This is a genomic window from Sporolactobacillus pectinivorans, from assembly GCF_002802965.1.
Taxonomy (GTDB): domain Bacteria; phylum Bacillota; class Bacilli; order Bacillales; family Sporolactobacillaceae; genus Sporolactobacillus; species Sporolactobacillus pectinivorans.
Window position 1 is genome coordinate 3,623,805 of record NZ_NXGA01000001.1, and the last position, 17,240, is coordinate 3,641,044.

Genomic DNA, 17,240 nt, shown 5'->3' on the forward strand with positions numbered 1-17,240 from the left:
ACATATTTTTGCGACACTTTAAACACATTTCCTCAGATATAAGTATCCAGAAAGCGGTCGAGGCATTTGTACATAAAGCAAGCCATAGTTTCTACAAATTTCATCTGGACGATGCCCTGCAAATAGTTAGTCTTCTCCCTGAGAATATCAATATAGATTCTGTCAATTGGAGCTTTCTTCAAGAGTTATTTAATAAGGGCACTGTTATAAAGAAAGCTGAAGGTGTTTGTAAATTAATTAACGAGCTAATCAAACATGATTGCTACTCTGGAAATTATTCGACAATAATTAGTACTTATAAAAGTACCATTAACTTAAGTAATGAATTGCCTTGGCTCTTCAAAAATCACCTTCAGCCCTTTAATCTAATTGTTATAAAGAAGAACACAGGTACGAAGGCACGAGTTGCATGTTTCAAAAACGATTCCTCCAATTTATTTCTATCTAATTTATTGAAAAATTTTGCAGAAAAAAACATAACAGGTAGTCGAGATAGATACCCTTTTTATACATGTTTTCAACAGAGTTTAGGTAATACTCTAATTGCCGACGTAAAGAGTTTTAGTGCCAACACTTTTAAACAACAATTCTATTTCTTTAAGAAATTGGATAATTCAAATTACAGTCATATATTGTTAAAAAAGTTTTATCTATGGCTGTTAAGTTTAGAAGATGGAAAAGACATTTTGAAGTGGCAGGATGGCATTGATCGAAACATGTTAAAATCTCCTTCCTTTAATATAAATTATGACAAAGGTTATTTGCCTATTCCCCTAAATCCACTGGATCCCATTCCAATATTTGATAAATGGTTGATAATTCCAAATGGAGCCGAAGAAATTTCCACTAAAATTAATAGTTTTTCATATAAACCTATCGACTTCTCCATTGCAGCCGATCAAAAATTAAAAATTTGTCTGAAAAATTGGTTCTGGAATTCTACTGTTTCTTTATCTACAAGAATTGATCAGGCAAATATAGGTTTAAAATTCATTAATTTCATTTGGAATCTCCGTAATAAACATAATATTAAGGAGGTAGCATTTTCTCAAAAAGATGTTGATAATTTGAGCGTCGAAGAAATATTCTCCTATGTTCAATTCATTCGATCAACCAGACGAAATATAATCTATATCTATTTTATCCGAACCTTTCTTACATACATTTCCGAAAACAACTTACACCATGTTGATCCAAGTGTGTTCAAATATTTAGTTGCTTCTCCAAATACTGCAAATAATATGGCCAAAGATATTCCCGATAAAGAGCTTATTCAATTGGAAGCAAGAATTAAAGCCAATGCAAATGGAAATTATCTTAACACTATCTATTACATCATTTTTCACATTGCTTTAGCTACGGAATTCCGAATTTCACAAATTATTAATCTCAAGATTGATTGCTTAGTAAACGGTGTAAAAAATGATTATTATTTAATTTCAAACACAAAAGTATCTAGAGGAAAAAAACTAAAAATACCAATCATCGCTTATACTCGAAGATACATAGAATTGGCCATCAAATTCACACAGCCTGTTAGGGATGAATGTACGGATCGTTCTGTAAAGCAACACATTTTTATTCATAACAAAAACGCCTTAAATGTTCGGGTAGCTGTCGTCCGTTCATTTTCGGATTACTTAAAGCGAACGTGTCATAAATTGAATATTCCTGAATACTCTTCACAAAATCTACGAGACACCTATATGACCAAGTCTATAGAGTACGCAATAAAAAATAAATTATCCGATTTGGAAGTCCGAGTTTTGACTGGTCACAAACAAATTAGCACAACTACAAATCATTATGTTGCTGAAAAAATTAAAGATTATCTCGAAGCAACCCATATGGTGGTCATAGGTAACCCAACAATTAATGGAAAAATTCAGCTGAATACTCACTATCAACAAAAAGATTTAGTCAACGACCAATGCGGATATTGTTCTCATACGTCCTGCATAAAAAAAGACGGAACTTTAGATTGCTTAATGTGCTCAGGTTTTATTGCCACCGTTGATAGAATTCCTTTTTATCAAGAAAAAATAGACAGAATTAACAATGAAATTAAATTAACCAATCTGTCTGCAGAAAAAGAACGACTGGTAACAATAAAACGTCTTTATTTGGCTTATTTTGAAAAATTGTTAGAACTTAAGGAGGACTGTTTATGAATAACCAAGTGCAAAATATTCATAACATCGGCTGGCATTTTAGTCATGAATACGATGATATGGTTCTACATGGGATAACTTCGAACAATGTTTTTGAGCATATCAAACGTATAAACAAATTACCAGTTGTATCCAGCGATATATATTTTACCGATGAAATATGGGACTTCCACTCGGCAGCTCTTGAAAGTGTTCCAAAACGGAAATCAACATTTATTTTTACGGATGTTGATACAAATTTTAAAGAAAAAACAAAATTTTATGTATTAACCAAAATGTGGGTTGATAAGGATAAAATCCAAACAATCTACGTATTTTTTTCCAATATCAAACGTTTTATTAATTATTTAGTTTCCAAGGAGATTTATAATCTAGAATACTTAAGCTTATCGACGATCATTGATTTTTTCGAAACTATTAATATGTTAGCACCAAATACCATTCAAAGATATAAAGTAGCAATACAAGATTTTTACGTTTTTTATTCGTCTAATTACGGGCGATTGGACTGGAAAGAAATTAATGCGTTCCTTTCCAAAGCAGACAGTCATGCTCTAAAGGCACAACGGAAAAATAATAAATGGGATACAATCCCTAATGATTATTTTGATCGCCTGCTATCTTGCTTAGTCAATGTTATGAATAATAAAAAGGCTGCTGTGAACGACAGGGGCATAGCAGCAATGACTATCCTTCTTTCTCAAACCGGTTTGAGAAATGGTGAAATAAGGGATATCCCAGCCAACAGTTTAGAAAGCATCCAAATATTAGACGGAACAAAAACAGCCTATCATTTGAGATACCATACTTCAAAAGGTGTTCGCGGTAACGGGAATTATAAAGAAGTATACACTGTTATGACTGAGTTAGCTTGTAAAGCTTATACAGTGTTAGAAAAATTATACGCAAAAAGAAGGGCGGAGATTGGCACTGACCTCCTTTTCGTTCCCCTTAAGGCAAGAACATTGCCTGTTACAGAAAATGTTTTATTTACTATGTTAAAGAGGCTTTGTGTCATTCATGGGCAAGAAATTGGCTGTATTAATGTAAGGGAAAAGTATCCTACATTGTATCATTGTGCCATGAAAACCTACATGAATCGTGGACTGTGTTCAAGGATCTATTTACAACATTATAAACCTACCGATACCATTAGCGTGCCCCGTCCACATCAATTTAGGGTTAAATTATGCAATGAATTAGTCAGCCAAGGGGTTTCAATTTATTATATCCAGAGACACATGAACCACTTAAGAAAAGAAATTACATACAGCTACTTTAGACAAGAACATGAGGGCAATCAGGATAGAATTTTCGCAGAGTCTGTAATGAAGATGCTCGTAACGGGTGAAACTCAAATACTTGGACAAAGCAAGGATTTATTGCTTTTACGCATTAATGATTTTATAAAAAAATCAAAACTAAACGTTGCCACCAATTTAGAAGAAATCATTACCAAGTTGACGAAAGAAATACCCATTAGAGCGAAAAACGGTGGTATATGCATAAAGAGCGGTCCTATTCGTGAATGCAATAAAAATGATGAAACAGATAACTTCTATTGTGCTTTTGGTATGTGCCCCAACCTGTTTCATTCCTTCTTCATGGTTGACATTAATTACGAGAAATATAAAACTTTGATACAGACTATCAAATACAATCATGAGAAAGGATTTATAAAGGCTGCAGAAAAAGAGACGGAGAAACTAAAATGGATTGCAAAGAAATTTTTAATTCCGGAGTTAGAGGAATTAAACGCTGAAATTAATCATAAGGGCGAAGTAACCATAAAGAAAAAGTTCCCTCAAACATCATTTTTTGTAGATAATTATGATCATGTTTATTCGGAGGTCAAGTCATGGCTGATTTAAATCAATCAATTCGTATATTCTTAGAACAAATGAATGTAGATCCCAAATTAGTTGAGCCTAAAAATTGGGATCATCTAGCAAAAATAGAGAAAGTTTTTAATGAACTATTCCTGATTCAGACGGAAAATAACAATGTAATTAAAAGCAATAGACCATCTATTAATAATATAGCTGTAAAATCGAAAATAGCTAGACAAACCATTTATAATAATGAATTGTTAAAAAAATACATTGAATTTAGAATAGACCAATACGACGAGTCTGATCCGTTAAAAAAGAATGATCAACTTCGAGATAAAATTTTGCACCTGGAAAAGCAAATAAGAGCTATGGTCGTCAGAGATGTTAATCTTGAATTAATGCGAAGGAAAATCACTTTGTTGGAGAATGAAATAAAATTAATCAAGCAAGAAAAAGACGAAATACAAATTCGTTATAATAACTTAAAGCAGAAAGCAGATAATATCCAAACACTTGAAAAAAAAGCGGAAGTACTCCCTTTTAATAACAAACAATGACACACATTCTGTTTTTGTATATAGCCACCACAAAAACCTCCCTAAATTGGATGACAAAAAGTATCTCATGGCTCAAGCTTGGGATACCTTCTATATTTTCCTCAATACCTCTCATCTGACCCATACGGTGTTTTTGACTTATGGTTTTTTATGATCTGGAAAGTTTTAGAATAAATTAGACTTTATACTTAAGTCTTGATTTACGCGAATCATTTTTTCATCATCCTTTTTCTGTCTCAGCCAATATAACCAATCAGGGATCAATATTGCTTGAAGTCGATTAAAAATAAAGATAGCATCTTGATATTTTCTACAAGTATGTTTGTTAATTAGATCAAGCTTATTATCATAAAATAGTTCAATAATACCAGCACCCAATGTGTCTATTTTTTTACACTGATCATTTAATTCGTTAGTCGTTTTGAATCCGTAAAGCAACACAGAAATGGAAGGTAATAGCACCTTCAAAATATAGTCTTGTAGGATCATCTGTGTAAAAATGCCTAAAAGCACCGAACAAATTAAATAAATGATGGAGGCAGCATACACCAATTTTGAAAAGTTTCGTTTTAAAGATATTGCCCACATTAAGTTGCTTCGTTGAGCCAAGAGTACATTTGCATAGAAGTGATTTGAAGATACCCCACCATACCAATCTTTTAATTTATTACTATTACCCTTGAAGGACGAAGAATATTCTTTAATCTCTTCAGGCGGTATTTGGGAACCCGCTAGAACTTTGTTCCATTGCAGTTTAAATAAACTGATATCGAACATTTCTTGTATTTTTGTGCCTTTTAAAATATATTTTTTTTCATAAACATCTAATCCATAAGCCAGTAACACCCATATAGACCCAACTGCAGAAAACCATAGACCAGAATTTGATAAATAAATGAACTTACTACTTTGATACACTAAATAACATGCAATGGACATAATTGGGATAATCACACTAACACTTAACCGTGCTGTACTGAACATTTTTGCTTTGTTATAGCAATATCTCATTGCTTTCAAAAGTTCTATATTTCCTTCGCTATTTTGATTCTCAAACAATAAGTGCACTTCCTATCCTTACTTGTTTAGAAGTTACTCCCGAAAACATTTCTCCAACATTCTAATGCTTCATTGCTATATCCCTGATTCTCATAATATATAGCATTATTTATATTTTGGACACATTCGTTAGCTTGACTACTCACTTTTTGCCGAGAATCCCAGTCCAAAGTATTTAGATCTCCCTGTATTCCTTTTGGATCAAGATGGCTATTGAAAATTGATGTACTTAAATCGTTAAAGAAATCTCGAAGTTCCTGAGTTCTCCCATTCCACCAAAACCTGTTTTCAAAATAATCAATGACAATATTTTCTATTAAATAAGACGAAATTTTTATGGAACAGTTTGTGTTCCAATACTTTATCAACCTAATAAATCCTAATATATTTCCATTGAATCTTTGGTTTATATTAGTGGCCCTATCATTATCTAATCGGGGATCAGTTTTTTTCCAGTTTCCAGCCCCATCGGGAATAATATAGTAGTCCTTATTATTACCATCCCTAGTCGTTATAAAGGCTGGAACAATATCAAAAACCCAATCGTATGAGGATAGGTCTAGCGTTGCTGCTTCCTGACGTCTATGAATCTCAGCTTTTTGGTATTGTGGAATGATTGACAAACTACTTTTAATTTTTTCAATTACTCTAATCGAATTTAATACCCCATCATCATTAGTTAATTTTTTTAACAATTCCGCACTATCTGGAACGTTTAGTGTTATCGTTCCATTATTCTCAAAGTAGGTAGTTCCATCCCCTGAAAAAACAAGCATTAAATCAATATCATCTAGTGGGCGAATTTTGGTTCTTCTCCTAAAAGATCCAAAACTCATAACTTCCTTATCTTTATAGAGTATGGGAAAATTCTCAACTTTGTCAGGGAATGTTTTCAACTGATCATACAACCAATCCCGGCTATTTCGTCCGGACGTTGTGATCTTGCCATCCAAGTCAACATAATCTCTTATGAAGTCATTAAATGCACTGTTCACCGTTACCAAAATTCCATCTCCCTTTTTTAGATAGTATAGTTCTTCAATAGCTTCAACTCCAGAACAAATTGGAAAGTATGGAAATTTTAGTTTTTGGTTAACTTTCAATCCATGTCCCATGCTTTTATTGAACGACGTGAAAATGTCTAGAAGGGACTCCCCCACTAATCATAGCATTTAGAAATTCCTGAATTATGATAAAATAAGGTAAATGTTTATTCTTTTAACTCTGCTATGGAGCTGATAAAGTTGAAATTTGATGAAGAATTTGAAATTCTATCGCGAGCTACAAGAAATGAAATATGGTGAAGTTTTTATAAAGAATTACCTTTTTGTCGTTAAAGATGGGCACAAATACATTAATGGTTATATGGGAGATCTCTATCCATATGCAAAAGGATTAGTCGGGGCTGATTTTAAATTTACCGATTTCTATACGAAGTTACGTGAAGCAATTCATTCGGTTGAAAACGCCAATCAAAATTTTACAATTAACTATCTATCACCCGAAAGTGGATTGTCTAGAATCAATAATTTTCAAAAGCAAGCATCTAGCATAAAAGGAAAAGTGAGTGAAAATATTTACTTTAATCATGTTATGAGGGTACCGATGAGTGAGAAACAAGGTGAGAAAGCAAAAGGAATCCTTGATCCGTTACAAATCAAATTTTGTGAGAAAAATAGAATTACACCAGTATTTGTCAAAGACATAAATAGGCAAAAAAGATTCATCATAGAGTAATTTAATCCGGTTAGTTTATATTCTCTGATAATAATCAGAAAACCCTTCGTTCAAGAATGGGATCCTGTGAAGGGGGATACGGTTTAGAGAGATCCAGTTCGTTCTTATACCAAAAATCAGTATATTTTTGTAATAGATCCCAATGTTTTTCTTTATCTTTTTCGCTAAGAGAGCTGTTAGGATTTTCCCATTGTTTGATCGTTTCCGGGTCAAGTTCCCCGTAGGCTTTCACCCATTCTGTAAATGTTATATAGTCCAAACTTTTTTCACCTACCTCAGTATCAAATTTTATTAGGCATTCTTTCTTTCTCATCAATATCGTATAAGCATCATTATCTGGTTATTCCTTTTTGATCAGAAATCAAACAATGACATTTTCAATTTTGCATAACAAAAAAAAGATCTCCACATGGAGATCCTTCTTTGTTATAAATCTAATAGACACATCATTCAAATTCACGGTCAATACGCCAAGGGGCTTTATGCTTTCTTTGATATCTAAACTAAGGTTGAGCATCCATTTTTTGAAGCGTTTCTTTAACGATTGCAATTGATTTTTCAACTTCTGCATCTTGCCTGCGAAGATTTTCCTCCATTTCGCCAAAGTTCACTAAATTCAAGGAATTCAACGCCATCCTTCAGTTTTACACTCATGGGAAAATCTCCCTATAATTAATTTAACGAGGTTAACCAGCGAAACAAAAGCTCTTTGATTTATGATATAATTATATTAAGAAATTATGAGAGTGACTGTTAGTTCATGCCAAGATTGTCAAGAATAATAGATAGTGCTGATTACTATGATAGATTAACTATACCTATATACCACGGGACTGCAATAAATTGGGAACTAATTAAGAGCCCTCTGATTGAGTTCGTCTAATTAAATAATTCGTTTTCTTACCATAAAAAAAGCTACCTCATTTCTGAGATAGCTTTTTGCTTAATTTGATTAATTAATGCCAACGTAGAAAAAAGTATCGCCTTTGACGAAGGACAACTTATGTCCGCCAATCACCACGGTATAATTCTTCCGTGCATTTGAGGCATTATCTGACAGCATCTCTTTTATAACAAAAATAATTCCCAACTAATAAATATAATAAAATCTTAATTGCCATTTGATTCTTCATTGGATTTAATTTCATCTTCGTCAAGAACTCCAAGCGATAGACATTCTACAATATTATCCTCTAGAACTCTTTGCCGTTCGGAATCTAGTTCTCCAACTTTATTTATTAAAAGACTTTTGTGTATTGTGGTAATCTGACTTACATCAATATATTGCTCATATCTCTCATTTTTACAATATACAAAAATAGGATGTTCATCTGTAATTAATTTCTGATACCACGGTTTGATCTTCTCGTTTTCCTTAATTGTGTTTAATGGAGCAACGAGAATATATTCGTATTCTGATGAATTATTAATAAAATCATAAGAAATAACCACAACATGTCTTGGCTTAACAGTCATTACAATTTGTTGTTCTCTTGCTTTCATCTTTCCGTCTTTTAACTGTGGTGAAAAATCACCTCTATATTCGGAGATAATTCCTTGATTTGGGTTATCTTGTAATGGTAAAAAGAAACGTAAAGGTCGTTTAGTATCAGAAGGATATACCATAACAGCATTAAAAATGTTGTTTTTGTGTATATCCTTCCAATTTTCTTTATTCATGTATATTGTTTGAACAACAGTAGACACAGCAACATTATTCCTCTCTATACAAATCGTCCCAAGTAATATTACTTAATCCTCTGGATCCTTTAGAAACACGATTTGCTTCTTTGAAATCTTCTTCAGTAAAATTTGCAAATTTGTTGGTATGACGTTTTAATGTCCTTTTCAATTGTGTGGAGGGTTTACGATAAGTTTGAACAGCTTCCATTTTTTTCTCCCCCTTATTACTACGATTTTTGCTACGATCATCCATGTTATTACCTCCTAAAGGGCATTATCGCCAAGGTAATAACATATTTATGCAACAGATAGCCAGAATATGAAAAAAACAGCTATAGTTAAGTTAACTATATACTAGTTAATTTAACTATAAAGCAAGTCCATGAATTAGTCTACTAGTTTTTCTTTGTACCTAAAAAGAGCTCCCTCGGTACTCAGGAAGCTCTTTCAATATATTTTTTAAGGCACGTGAACAATTTGATTAATTAATTCCAATGTACAGCAAGACTCAGATAATTTCCGCATAATACCGTCCATCAAGAATCCCAAATTCCACATCAGCCGGAAACGGATTAAAATCTTGCTGTGCGAGAAGCATTGAATTTTCAACCCAATCCTTAAAATTATTAGATAAGCGATAAGCCAAAACTTCTCCATGAGTTTCAATAGTTATAATAACATGCTTCTGATTAACTAAACCGACAGATAATACTCTGTAAATCATCCCTTTATCTTTTGTTGACTTCAAGATAGGGATTTCTAAAAAATTGTGCTTAGATACATCCTTATAAATCTTAGCCCCGGCTTGATTTACTACAAACTCATCCATCCCTTATTCCCCCCATTTGACTTATCCTTGGCTCCAATGCATAGGTCCAAACATAATATAATGTATCTATTCTATCATCCTAAATATCGAGATTGCTGCTAATTACCATCAACCTTTGCCTGTTGTGCTGTATTATATAAATACTTTGCGACATAGATTAAACGCTCATCATTCATTTCTAAGTTATTCCTCTTAACAGCATTACAACATCTTTCAATATTCAAAAAAACAGTAATCGAGTCATACTGTCTTGCAGTATCCAGAGCAATTTTTACAACATGTTGCCGCCAACTAATTGATCCTTCTGATAAGTATTTCAATTCACCATCAAGAGTTGTTAAAAAATTGGAATAGACAGCGGAATGAGTCATACATTACCACCCTTTTGGTTTAAATCTTCTTTATGAGCTTTTTAATTCAAGTAAACGCCTATAAATTTGTTCCATTCAAATCTCAATCTCAAATATGCCACAGTATGGAATTTTATCTTGTGTTACAAATTGACTTATCAGTATTTTGTGCGTAACTACTACGATTCTCATACAAGCAACATATTTTATTAACACCTCTTCGGCTCTGTTTCTAACATTGGAGAAACTTTCCCATTGATACTTACAATTGGTATTGTGTGAACCATTAAAATGCTTAACCTCTTTTATAAGCTCTATAAAATGTTCAAAGCCTGAATTCTGATAAGTCAAATCGGGCAACCATTCGTGCAAATCAGTCTCAACTTTAATATTAAGGCCGGTACTTTTAGATATAATTGCGGCAGTTTGTAAAGTCCGAGTGTAAGGTGAAGATAAAATTAAATCAGCTGATTTCAATCTGTCGTCTTTTGCAACCTGTTCCGCCTGTTTAATGCCCTTAGGTGAAAGCTCTGCTAAATCTCTTCCATGACCAACAAAATTTTTACGGGTAACATGTTCATAGCTTGGCTCACCATGTCTAATAAATACCACATGCATTTTATCACCACTCTTTTGATCTAATGAATGATGTAATCTTGATTGATTAATCCTGGGCGTTAAACTTTGGTAAAAAGACGATTTTTTGTAACAAACCCTCTGATTTCTCCCAACCATTCCCATCATTTGATAGATATCCCCAAATACAAGGCCACAGCTAAGGGATATCATAGTTATAAAAGAGATTTCAAAACAACCTATGCTTAGTAAAGGATACAATCCGATAGAACTGTTTCCAGACAGTCATTAAAGCAAATTTTATGACAGGAACAATCAACAGTTAATTCTTAGTCAAAATATTAATTAGTCTTTTGTTCGCTTACAACATAATTATGAATCCACGCAAATTGTCTGGCAATTTTTTCTTCTAAAGAACCTTCTGATGTCCTTGGAAAATCTTTTTCCAATTTTATTTCACCTAATTGCTTTTCAATTGCTACTAATAAATGTTCCGGTTCGATGATCTTAATAATTGAATCATATTGCATTCGATTAAAATCAGATTTTTTAGGTACCCCATCAGGTCCCCATGCTGTTGGTACATATTGCTTGATAAGTTCTAAAGCAAAACCTGGATGCTCATCTAATTTATTTTTAATAAAGTCTTGAGCCTCATTCTTCTCTCCGTATTCTGTCCAAAAATAGCATAAACTTGGCAATTTTTTAGCATGTGTTTCATCCTCAAGAATATTTTCTGTTTTAAACGCTAAGGAAATTCGAGAAGCTAGTTCTCTACCTATTTTCCTCAGATCTTGGATTAAAAAGCCTCTTGGATTAGGATATTCTTTTGTATCTCTTACTAACCAAGTGAAACATTCTGCTGCAAAGTGCAAAGGAATAGCATTATCTATGACTTTAATTGCTAAATTAATCTGGTCATTTTTATCATTTACTGATTCTATTAGTTCGCCAATTAATATTGCTCCTTGACTGTACGGGTTCATTGGTGTGAGAAACTGTCTAGGATTCGGCAAATTATTCCCTAATTTTGAAATTGCCATTGCCAATGTCTCAGCTTGATTTTGACTTAGTGATTTTGCTCTATCTCGAAGTTTTGATATAAAAACCTTTGCATTACGTGCGTCTAAAATTCCGTCAATTTCTTGTTTAATTTCATCTGAAGACATCCTTTCTGTCAATAGAAGTAATTTTTTTATCCCTTGATCAGAAATATCTTCTTTGGGAATAGAATATGAAAAATATCTTTCAAAATATTTATCTGCACACACTCTCTGATTTTCATTCCAGGATTTTTCCCATTCTGAACCATACCGAATATTCCCAAATACAGCATTAAGAGCTGGAAAGAGAAAACATAATACTCTTTTTATCTCCTCTTTAATGTCAAAAGAATAATCTTTAAGAATAGCCTCTATTTCTTCCTTTCTTCTTTTTTCCTCTTCATTGTCTGATCTATATCGCATAGATGGATTAATCATAAATTTATTTTTATTTTCTCTTATAAAGTCATACACATCAGATGAAAATACCCTTAGTCCTTCTATGAGCATTAAGTCTACAGGATTTACCTCTCCTTTGAGGATGGGTAATGAAAAAGTAAGTATATTAGAATACAGCATTGCTTGTCTTGGTGTTTTAAGTTGTTTTTCGATACAAGTAAAATTATTTACAAATAGCTGAGCCTGTTCTTCTGTCAATTCAATTTCTGCTGATTCAAGGGCATTTTCTACCCCTTTTAAACAGAAATTTCTTAAATCATTACTATCTATTATTGGTAATTGTAATGGAACTTGGATTATTTTTTCTAAAAAAGCCCTTCCAGCATTTATATTTCCTGATCCATACCTTTCCTGTAAAGCAGCTGCAACCATTTCCTTATCAAAAGCTAAAACATATGCAGTATATTTAAAATCAGCAGTTAACTTTACCAACCGAAATACAGCATGAATCTCATTTTTTTCCAGTCTGTCAATATCGTCTATCAAAATAACCACACGTTTCTTCTCTTCCTCTAAAACTGATTCAATTCTTTCCTTAAGTTCTACAATGTCCGCAGTTTTAAAAAATGAAGATACTCCGTCAGCTATTTCACCCTTTCCGAAAATACTAGCAACAGGTTTTAAAAATTTTTTAATAAATCCCCCTACTCTTTCTCTTCCTGTTTCGATTGATCGATCTATTGATGTTGCCAAATCATTAAAAAAATTTGCTAACATATGTTCTTCTTTACCATATCGCCATGGATTAAAACGTATGCAAACTACATGCTCTTGCTTATTAAGTTCTCCCTCAATAAAGTTGAAAACAGAAGTTTTCCCTTCTCCCCATGCACCATAAATACCAATAACGATACTGTTAGGATCTTTTCTTTTAGATATAACATTTGCGACCCGTCTTGCAAATGGAAACCTATTGAACTGATCCTGTGACTCATTAGAAACCGGCGAATCTGAAGAATACATCTCTTGATTATTTATCATTATGAATTTTCCTTTCTTTTTCACCGCAGACTGATAAATTCATTTTCGCTACATATGCTGGAAAAATATAATAATCCAATCAAAAATACAATAAATAGAATCCATTCTATCGATAATAATTTTCTCTTGATGCAATAAATATTTAAGAGCTACAAATAATTGCTTTTTATTTTCATTTACACCATAATATTTGCTTTGAAATCAATTCACAATAACAACTTTGATTTTCATGATGGGCGATAGTACTTATAATGAGAAAACTATGTAAAAACAAAAAACACTCTATACAGAGTGCCTTATTTCAATTATCTTGGAAATTTTCTTTGGTTTTCTTTTTTTTCGATTTTCTTCAAGATTCGTTCGTTCTTTTCAACCAATTCTGGGTGACGACTGTTTTTTTCCATGTTTTCCTTGATGATCTTTGCTATATTCATGTCTATCCCCCATTCCATAGTAAAGCCAGCCCTTTATTAAAATTGTACATTATTTTCTAAACAAAACTCAATGTTGAAGGCATTAAATCATTTGCCTAATTTGATCTGTTCCGAATCACAAACATTTTACTTGCAGAATATATAAGTTGATATTAATATAATAATTAGTTTATATAATGGATGGTGGATATATGGAGAAAATTAATGAAAGGATTCAAGAAGTATCGGCTTTTTTAAAACTTATCGGGGACAAAACACGACTGTCTATTCTGTCTTATCTAAAGCACAGAGAAATGTGTGTCTGTGAATTTGTTAATGTATTTGATCTGTCTCAACCAGCCGTTAGCCAGCATTTAAAGAAATTACGCACTGCGGGTGTCATTTGTGAACGTAAACAAGGAACGTGGGTCTATTATCGCTTAAACCCGGATCTCCCAGTCTATATTTCTGATCTTATTCAGACACTCCCAACGTTAAGAATTAAGGAATGCAATTGTCAGACGAACGAAAATCTGGTTCAGTTGGAGTCATCAAAATGAAAAAATTGTCTTTTCTCGATCGCTATTTAACCTTATGGATTTTTTCAGCGATGGTTATCGGCATTGTGCTTGGTCGTCTCATCCCATCTTTTGTTCAGGCTCTGAATGCCCTTCAGATGGGAACAACATCCATACCGATTGCCATCGGGCTCATCATCATGCTGTATCCACCTTTGGCAAAAGTACGCTATGAAGAGTTGGGAAAAGTTTTTAAGGACGTTAAAGTTCTTGCCCTATCCCTCGTACAAAACTGGATTATCGGACCAATTTTAATGTTTTTACTGGCGATCATTTTTTTACACGGATATCCAGCTTATATGACAGGGTTGATTATGATTGGTCTGGCACGCTGTATTGCGATGGTGATCATCTGGAACGATCTGGCTCAAGGGAACCGTGAATACACGGCCGGACTGGTAGCGTTTAACTCGATTTTTCAAATTCTGTTTTATTCTGTTTTTGCATATTTTTTCGTGACTGTGCTTCCAGGATGGCTGGGTTTAGAAGGCCTTCAGATCCATGTCACCATGCTGGAAATTGCTCAAAGCGTCTTCATTTACTTAGGAATACCCTTTTTGGCAGGCGTCTTAACCCGTCTCATATTAGTTTCAATAAAGGGAAAAGAGTGGTATGAGAAAACCTTTTGTCCGCTGATTAGTCCCCTAGCCTTAATCGCACTCCTTTTCACAATTATTGTGATGTTTTCGATTAAAGGAGATATGATTATCCAGTTGCCTCTTGATGTAGTCCGGGTAGCCATACCGCTCATGATTTATTTTGTCATCATGTTTTTCGTCTCCTTTTTTCTCTCACGGAGAATTGGAGCAGATTATGGTAAAACGACGGCCCTGAGCTTTACGGCAGCCAGCAATAACTTTGAACTTGCCATCGCAACGGCTGTAGGGCTGTTCGGCATTCAATCTGGAGAAGCCTTCGCTGCCGTCATTGGTCCACTCGTGGAAGTTCCAGTCATGATTGGCTTGGTTAATGTCGCACTATTCTTTAGAAAAAAATTCAGCTATAAAGCACCCACCACAAACGTGAAGGATGGAATTTAACATGGATAAAAAAATCATTTACTTTCTCTGCACAGGGAATTCCTGCCGTAGTCAAATGGCTGAAGGCTTTGGAAAGAAATATTTAGGAGACAAATTTGATGTGCGTTCGGCCGGCATTGAGGCTCATGGATTAAACCCGAATGCGGTGAAAGCCATGAAAGAAGCTGGCATTGATATTTCGCAGCAAAAATCCAAACTGATCGACATGGCTTTGTTGAATCAGGCTTACCTCGTTGTCACCCTTTGCGGGGATGCTGAGGAACGGTGCCCCATGACGCCTCCAAAGGTGAGACGGGAACACTGGGGCTTCGATGATCCGGCAAAGGCACAAGGTACAGAAGCTGAGAAATGGGCTGTATTCCAGCGTGTCCGCGATGGTATTGAAAAGCGAATAAAACAGTTTGCAGCGGAAGAACAATTGATTAAATAAAAAAGGAGTCGGTAACTATGGCAATAACCAATGATCAAATCAGGCAAAATGTACGGAACCGGTACAAGAAGATCGCTCTTCAGGATGTCTCAGCTCCGTCCTGTGGCTGTTCCTCTGAAGTGGGATGCTGTGATACTCAAGCGGATCGTAACAGTGTATCCCAACAACTCGGCTACTCTGCCGAAGAATTAAATGCGGTACCTGAAGGAGCTAATCTAGGTTTAGGCTGCGGCAATCCCCAGGCTATTGCCTCTTTAAAGCCCGGTGAGCATGTACTGGACCTTGGAAGCGGTGGCGGATTTGACTGCTTCCTTGCCGCTCGCCAGGTGGGCGAAACCGGCCAAGTCGTTGGTGTGGATATGACACCCGAAATGATCAGCCGTGCACGGCAAAACGCTATTAATGGGCAAATCACCCATGTTGATTTTCGTCTGGGAGAAATTGAACATTTACCTGTAGCCGATCAGTCGATTGATGTCATTCTATCGAATTGCGTCATCAATCTTTCACCGGATAAACCTCAAGTATTTAAAGAGGCTTTTCGTGTACTGAAGAAAGGCGGACGGCTCGCGATTTCAGATGTTGTGCTCACTGCTGAATTGCCTGCCGAAATAAAGAGTGACTTGGATGTTTCCTACTCAGGCTGTATTTCGGGAGCTTCCTCGATCGCAAATCTTCAAAACATGCTGGAACAAAATGGATTTACGCAAATTGAGATCCGACCCAAAGACGAATCCAAAGTATTCATCAAAGAATGGGTTCCAGGAGCAAATATCGAAAACTATATTGTATCGTCAACGATTCAAGCTGTTAAGCCTTAATGTAGTGAATAAATAAGAGGTTGTCCCAAAAGGGCGTCAGCCGACAATAACAGATTTTTAAAAGGTTGATAAATCAAGGGTTTGTATAGTAAAAGAGGTTGCCTCAGAGTCAAAAAAACGACTTATGAGACAGCCTCCTTTTTTATTTTCTTATTTCCCAATAACACGGCTCCTACGTTCCACTAGAACAACATCATGCCATGTACCATCAGGCATTTGAGCAATCTTCTCTCTAAACCCGATTTCCCTGAACCCACATTTTTTATGTAATGCTAAGCTTGCTTTGTTTTCCCTGGTGATTGCAGACTGCAAGGTCCAGAAACCATAGCCTTCTGATTCTCGAATCAAGTGATTTAACAGTGCTGTTCCAATCCCTTGCCCTTTGCATACATGGCTAATGTAAATACTGACTTCCCCAATGCCTTTATAACAACAGCGGCTTGAGGTTGGACTTAACGCAGCCCATCCCAATAGGGCGTCTTCTGAACGTGCCACAATTCGACATGCCTTCACATGATTTTGATCCCATTCAGCCCATTCCGGAGCCGCGTTTTGAAAGGTTGCTAATCCCGTTTTAATGCCATCCAGATAAATCTTTTTGACCTGCTCCCAATCCGAATTTTTCATCAGATCCATTTGATAGCCCACTTGATTGATGTCCATTCAGCCTCACTTCTCCCA

The 17,240-nt window shown here is 34.7% G+C and carries 19 protein-coding genes; 8 read left to right on the forward strand and 11 right to left on the reverse strand.

Annotation, left to right across the window (positions count from 1 at the left end; genetic code table 11):
• Positions 1 to 8: 8 nt before the first annotated feature.
• The 3 genes from COP04_RS17725 to COP04_RS17735 are packed head-to-tail and all read left to right on the forward strand — an operon-like array spanning position 9 to position 4,560.
• Entirely contained in the window at positions 9 to 2,171 is a 2,163-nt protein-coding gene (locus COP04_RS17725) for a site-specific integrase (protein WP_100489236.1), read from the forward strand.
• Positions 2,168 to 4,042: a tyrosine-type recombinase/integrase gene (locus COP04_RS17730; RefSeq protein ID WP_100489237.1), complete on the forward strand. Its 1,875-nt coding sequence runs from the start codon at positions 2,168 to 2,170 to the stop codon at positions 4,040 to 4,042. Before COP04_RS17725 ends, COP04_RS17730 begins: the two co-directional genes overlap by 4 nt.
• Positions 4,030 to 4,560, forward strand: coding sequence for a hypothetical protein (locus COP04_RS17735; RefSeq protein ID WP_100489238.1), 531 nt, complete (start codon positions 4,030 to 4,032; stop codon positions 4,558 to 4,560). The genes COP04_RS17730 and COP04_RS17735 overlap by 13 nt, the downstream gene beginning before the upstream one ends.
• Before the next feature lie 165 nt (positions 4,561 to 4,725).
• On the opposite strand, the gene COP04_RS17740 is transcribed toward COP04_RS17735, so the two are convergent.
• Entirely contained in the window at positions 4,726 to 5,619 is an 894-nt protein-coding gene (locus tag COP04_RS17740; RefSeq protein ID WP_100489239.1) for an S-4TM family putative pore-forming effector, read from the reverse strand.
• A 26-nt stretch (positions 5,620 to 5,645) separates the two neighbouring features.
• Complete coding sequence (locus tag COP04_RS17745) at positions 5,646 to 6,722, reverse strand: nucleotidyltransferase family protein (RefSeq protein WP_239984929.1); 1,077 nt, start codon at positions 6,720 to 6,722, stop codon at positions 5,646 to 5,648.
• Positions 6,723 to 6,909: 187 nt separating this feature from the next.
• Here COP04_RS17745 and COP04_RS17750 point away from each other — a divergent pair, with 187 nt between their 5' ends.
• Positions 6,910 to 7,356 (forward strand): hypothetical protein, encoded by a 447-nt coding sequence (locus COP04_RS17750; protein WP_157800369.1) that lies wholly within the window; start codon positions 6,910 to 6,912, stop codon positions 7,354 to 7,356.
• A 34-nt stretch (positions 7,357 to 7,390) separates the two neighbouring features.
• Here COP04_RS17750 and COP04_RS17755 read toward each other — a convergent pair whose 3' ends face one another.
• From COP04_RS17755 to COP04_RS20560, 8 genes are all read right to left on the reverse strand, one after another.
• On the reverse strand, positions 7,391 to 7,615 hold the full coding sequence (locus tag COP04_RS17755) for a hypothetical protein (RefSeq protein ID WP_162297124.1): 225 nt from the start codon (positions 7,613 to 7,615) through the stop codon (positions 7,391 to 7,393).
• Positions 7,616 to 8,466: 851 nt separating this feature from the next.
• On the reverse strand, positions 8,467 to 9,063 hold the full coding sequence (locus COP04_RS17765) for a type II toxin-antitoxin system PemK/MazF family toxin (protein ID WP_100489243.1): 597 nt from the start codon (positions 9,061 to 9,063) through the stop codon (positions 8,467 to 8,469).
• A gap of 7 nt (positions 9,064 to 9,070) precedes the next feature.
• A complete protein-coding gene (locus COP04_RS17770) occupies positions 9,071 to 9,292 on the reverse strand; it encodes a hypothetical protein (protein ID WP_100489244.1) in 222 nt (73 codons plus the stop codon).
• Positions 9,293 to 9,547: 255 nt separating this feature from the next.
• Positions 9,548 to 9,868, reverse strand: coding sequence for a hypothetical protein (locus COP04_RS17775; protein ID WP_100489245.1), 321 nt, complete (start codon positions 9,866 to 9,868; stop codon positions 9,548 to 9,550).
• A gap of 98 nt (positions 9,869 to 9,966) precedes the next feature.
• Positions 9,967 to 10,239, reverse strand: a complete 273-nt coding sequence (locus COP04_RS17780; protein WP_100489246.1) for a hypothetical protein — start codon at positions 10,237 to 10,239, stop codon at positions 9,967 to 9,969.
• A gap of 75 nt (positions 10,240 to 10,314) precedes the next feature.
• The gene (locus COP04_RS17785) at positions 10,315 to 10,962 is read right to left on the reverse strand and encodes a histidine phosphatase family protein (RefSeq protein ID WP_157800371.1); all 648 of its coding nucleotides are present in this window, start codon (positions 10,960 to 10,962) and stop codon (positions 10,315 to 10,317) included.
• 173 nt (positions 10,963 to 11,135) lie between these two features.
• Complete coding sequence (locus COP04_RS17790) at positions 11,136 to 13,277, reverse strand: KAP family P-loop NTPase fold protein (RefSeq protein ID WP_100489248.1); 2,142 nt, start codon at positions 13,275 to 13,277, stop codon at positions 11,136 to 11,138.
• A gap of 305 nt (positions 13,278 to 13,582) precedes the next feature.
• Complete coding sequence (locus tag COP04_RS20560; RefSeq protein WP_275656868.1) at positions 13,583 to 13,711, reverse strand: hypothetical protein; 129 nt, start codon at positions 13,709 to 13,711, stop codon at positions 13,583 to 13,585.
• A 191-nt stretch (positions 13,712 to 13,902) separates the two neighbouring features.
• On the opposite strand from COP04_RS20560, the gene COP04_RS17795 reads away from it, so the two are divergent.
• Genes COP04_RS17795 through COP04_RS17810 form a run of 4 tightly spaced genes read left to right on the forward strand, consistent with a single transcriptional unit; the run spans position 13,903 to position 16,559 of the window.
• Positions 13,903 to 14,250: an ArsR/SmtB family transcription factor gene (locus COP04_RS17795; RefSeq protein WP_100489249.1), complete on the forward strand. Its 348-nt coding sequence runs from the start codon at positions 13,903 to 13,905 to the stop codon at positions 14,248 to 14,250.
• Positions 14,247 to 15,308, forward strand: coding sequence for an ACR3 family arsenite efflux transporter (gene arsB, locus COP04_RS17800; protein ID WP_100489250.1), 1,062 nt, complete (start codon positions 14,247 to 14,249; stop codon positions 15,306 to 15,308). The genes COP04_RS17795 and arsB overlap by 4 nt, the downstream gene beginning before the upstream one ends.
• Position 15,309: 1 nt before the next feature.
• Positions 15,310 to 15,738 (forward strand): arsenate reductase (thioredoxin), encoded by a 429-nt coding sequence (gene arsC, locus COP04_RS17805; RefSeq protein ID WP_100489251.1) that lies wholly within the window; start codon positions 15,310 to 15,312, stop codon positions 15,736 to 15,738.
• Between the two features lie 17 nt (positions 15,739 to 15,755).
• Positions 15,756 to 16,559, forward strand: coding sequence for an arsenite methyltransferase (locus COP04_RS17810; RefSeq protein ID WP_100489252.1), 804 nt, complete (start codon positions 15,756 to 15,758; stop codon positions 16,557 to 16,559).
• 150 nt (positions 16,560 to 16,709) lie between these two features.
• Here the strand turns inward: COP04_RS17810 and COP04_RS17815 are convergent, their stop codons facing one another.
• Entirely contained in the window at positions 16,710 to 17,222 is a 513-nt protein-coding gene (locus tag COP04_RS17815) for a GNAT family N-acetyltransferase (RefSeq protein WP_239984930.1), read from the reverse strand.
• Between the last annotated feature and the right edge of the window lie 18 nt (positions 17,223 to 17,240).

Coding starts and splice junctions, on each gene's coding strand:
- COP04_RS17810 (WP_100489252.1), top strand. CDS start 15,756: ATGGCAATAACCAATGATCAAATCAGGCAAAATGTACGGAACCGGTAC.
- COP04_RS17770 (WP_100489244.1), bottom strand. CDS start 9,292: ATGGATGATCGTAGCAAAAATCGTAGTAATAAGGGGGAGAAAAAAATG.
- COP04_RS17815 (WP_239984930.1), bottom strand. CDS start 17,222: ATGGACATCAATCAAGTGGGCTATCAAATGGATCTGATGAAAAATTCG.
- COP04_RS20560 (WP_275656868.1), bottom strand. CDS start 13,711: ATGAATATAGCAAAGATCATCAAGGAAAACATGGAAAAAAACAGTCGT.
- COP04_RS17735 (WP_100489238.1), top strand. CDS start 4,030: ATGGCTGATTTAAATCAATCAATTCGTATATTCTTAGAACAAATGAAT.
- arsC (WP_100489251.1), top strand. CDS start 15,310: ATGGATAAAAAAATCATTTACTTTCTCTGCACAGGGAATTCCTGCCGT.
- COP04_RS17790 (WP_100489248.1), bottom strand. CDS start 13,277: ATGATAAATAATCAAGAGATGTATTCTTCAGATTCGCCGGTTTCTAAT.
- COP04_RS17730 (WP_100489237.1), top strand. CDS start 2,168: ATGAATAACCAAGTGCAAAATATTCATAACATCGGCTGGCATTTTAGT.
- COP04_RS17780 (WP_100489246.1), bottom strand. CDS start 10,239: ATGACTCATTCCGCTGTCTATTCCAATTTTTTAACAACTCTTGATGGT.
- COP04_RS17795 (WP_100489249.1), top strand. CDS start 13,903: ATGGAGAAAATTAATGAAAGGATTCAAGAAGTATCGGCTTTTTTAAAA.
- COP04_RS17785 (WP_157800371.1), bottom strand. CDS start 10,962: ATGATGGGAATGGTTGGGAGAAATCAGAGGGTTTGTTACAAAAAATCG.
- COP04_RS17775 (WP_100489245.1), bottom strand. CDS start 9,868: ATGGATGAGTTTGTAGTAAATCAAGCCGGGGCTAAGATTTATAAGGAT.
- arsB (WP_100489250.1), top strand. CDS start 14,247: ATGAAAAAATTGTCTTTTCTCGATCGCTATTTAACCTTATGGATTTTT.
- COP04_RS17750 (WP_157800369.1), top strand. CDS start 6,910: ATGAAATATGGTGAAGTTTTTATAAAGAATTACCTTTTTGTCGTTAAA.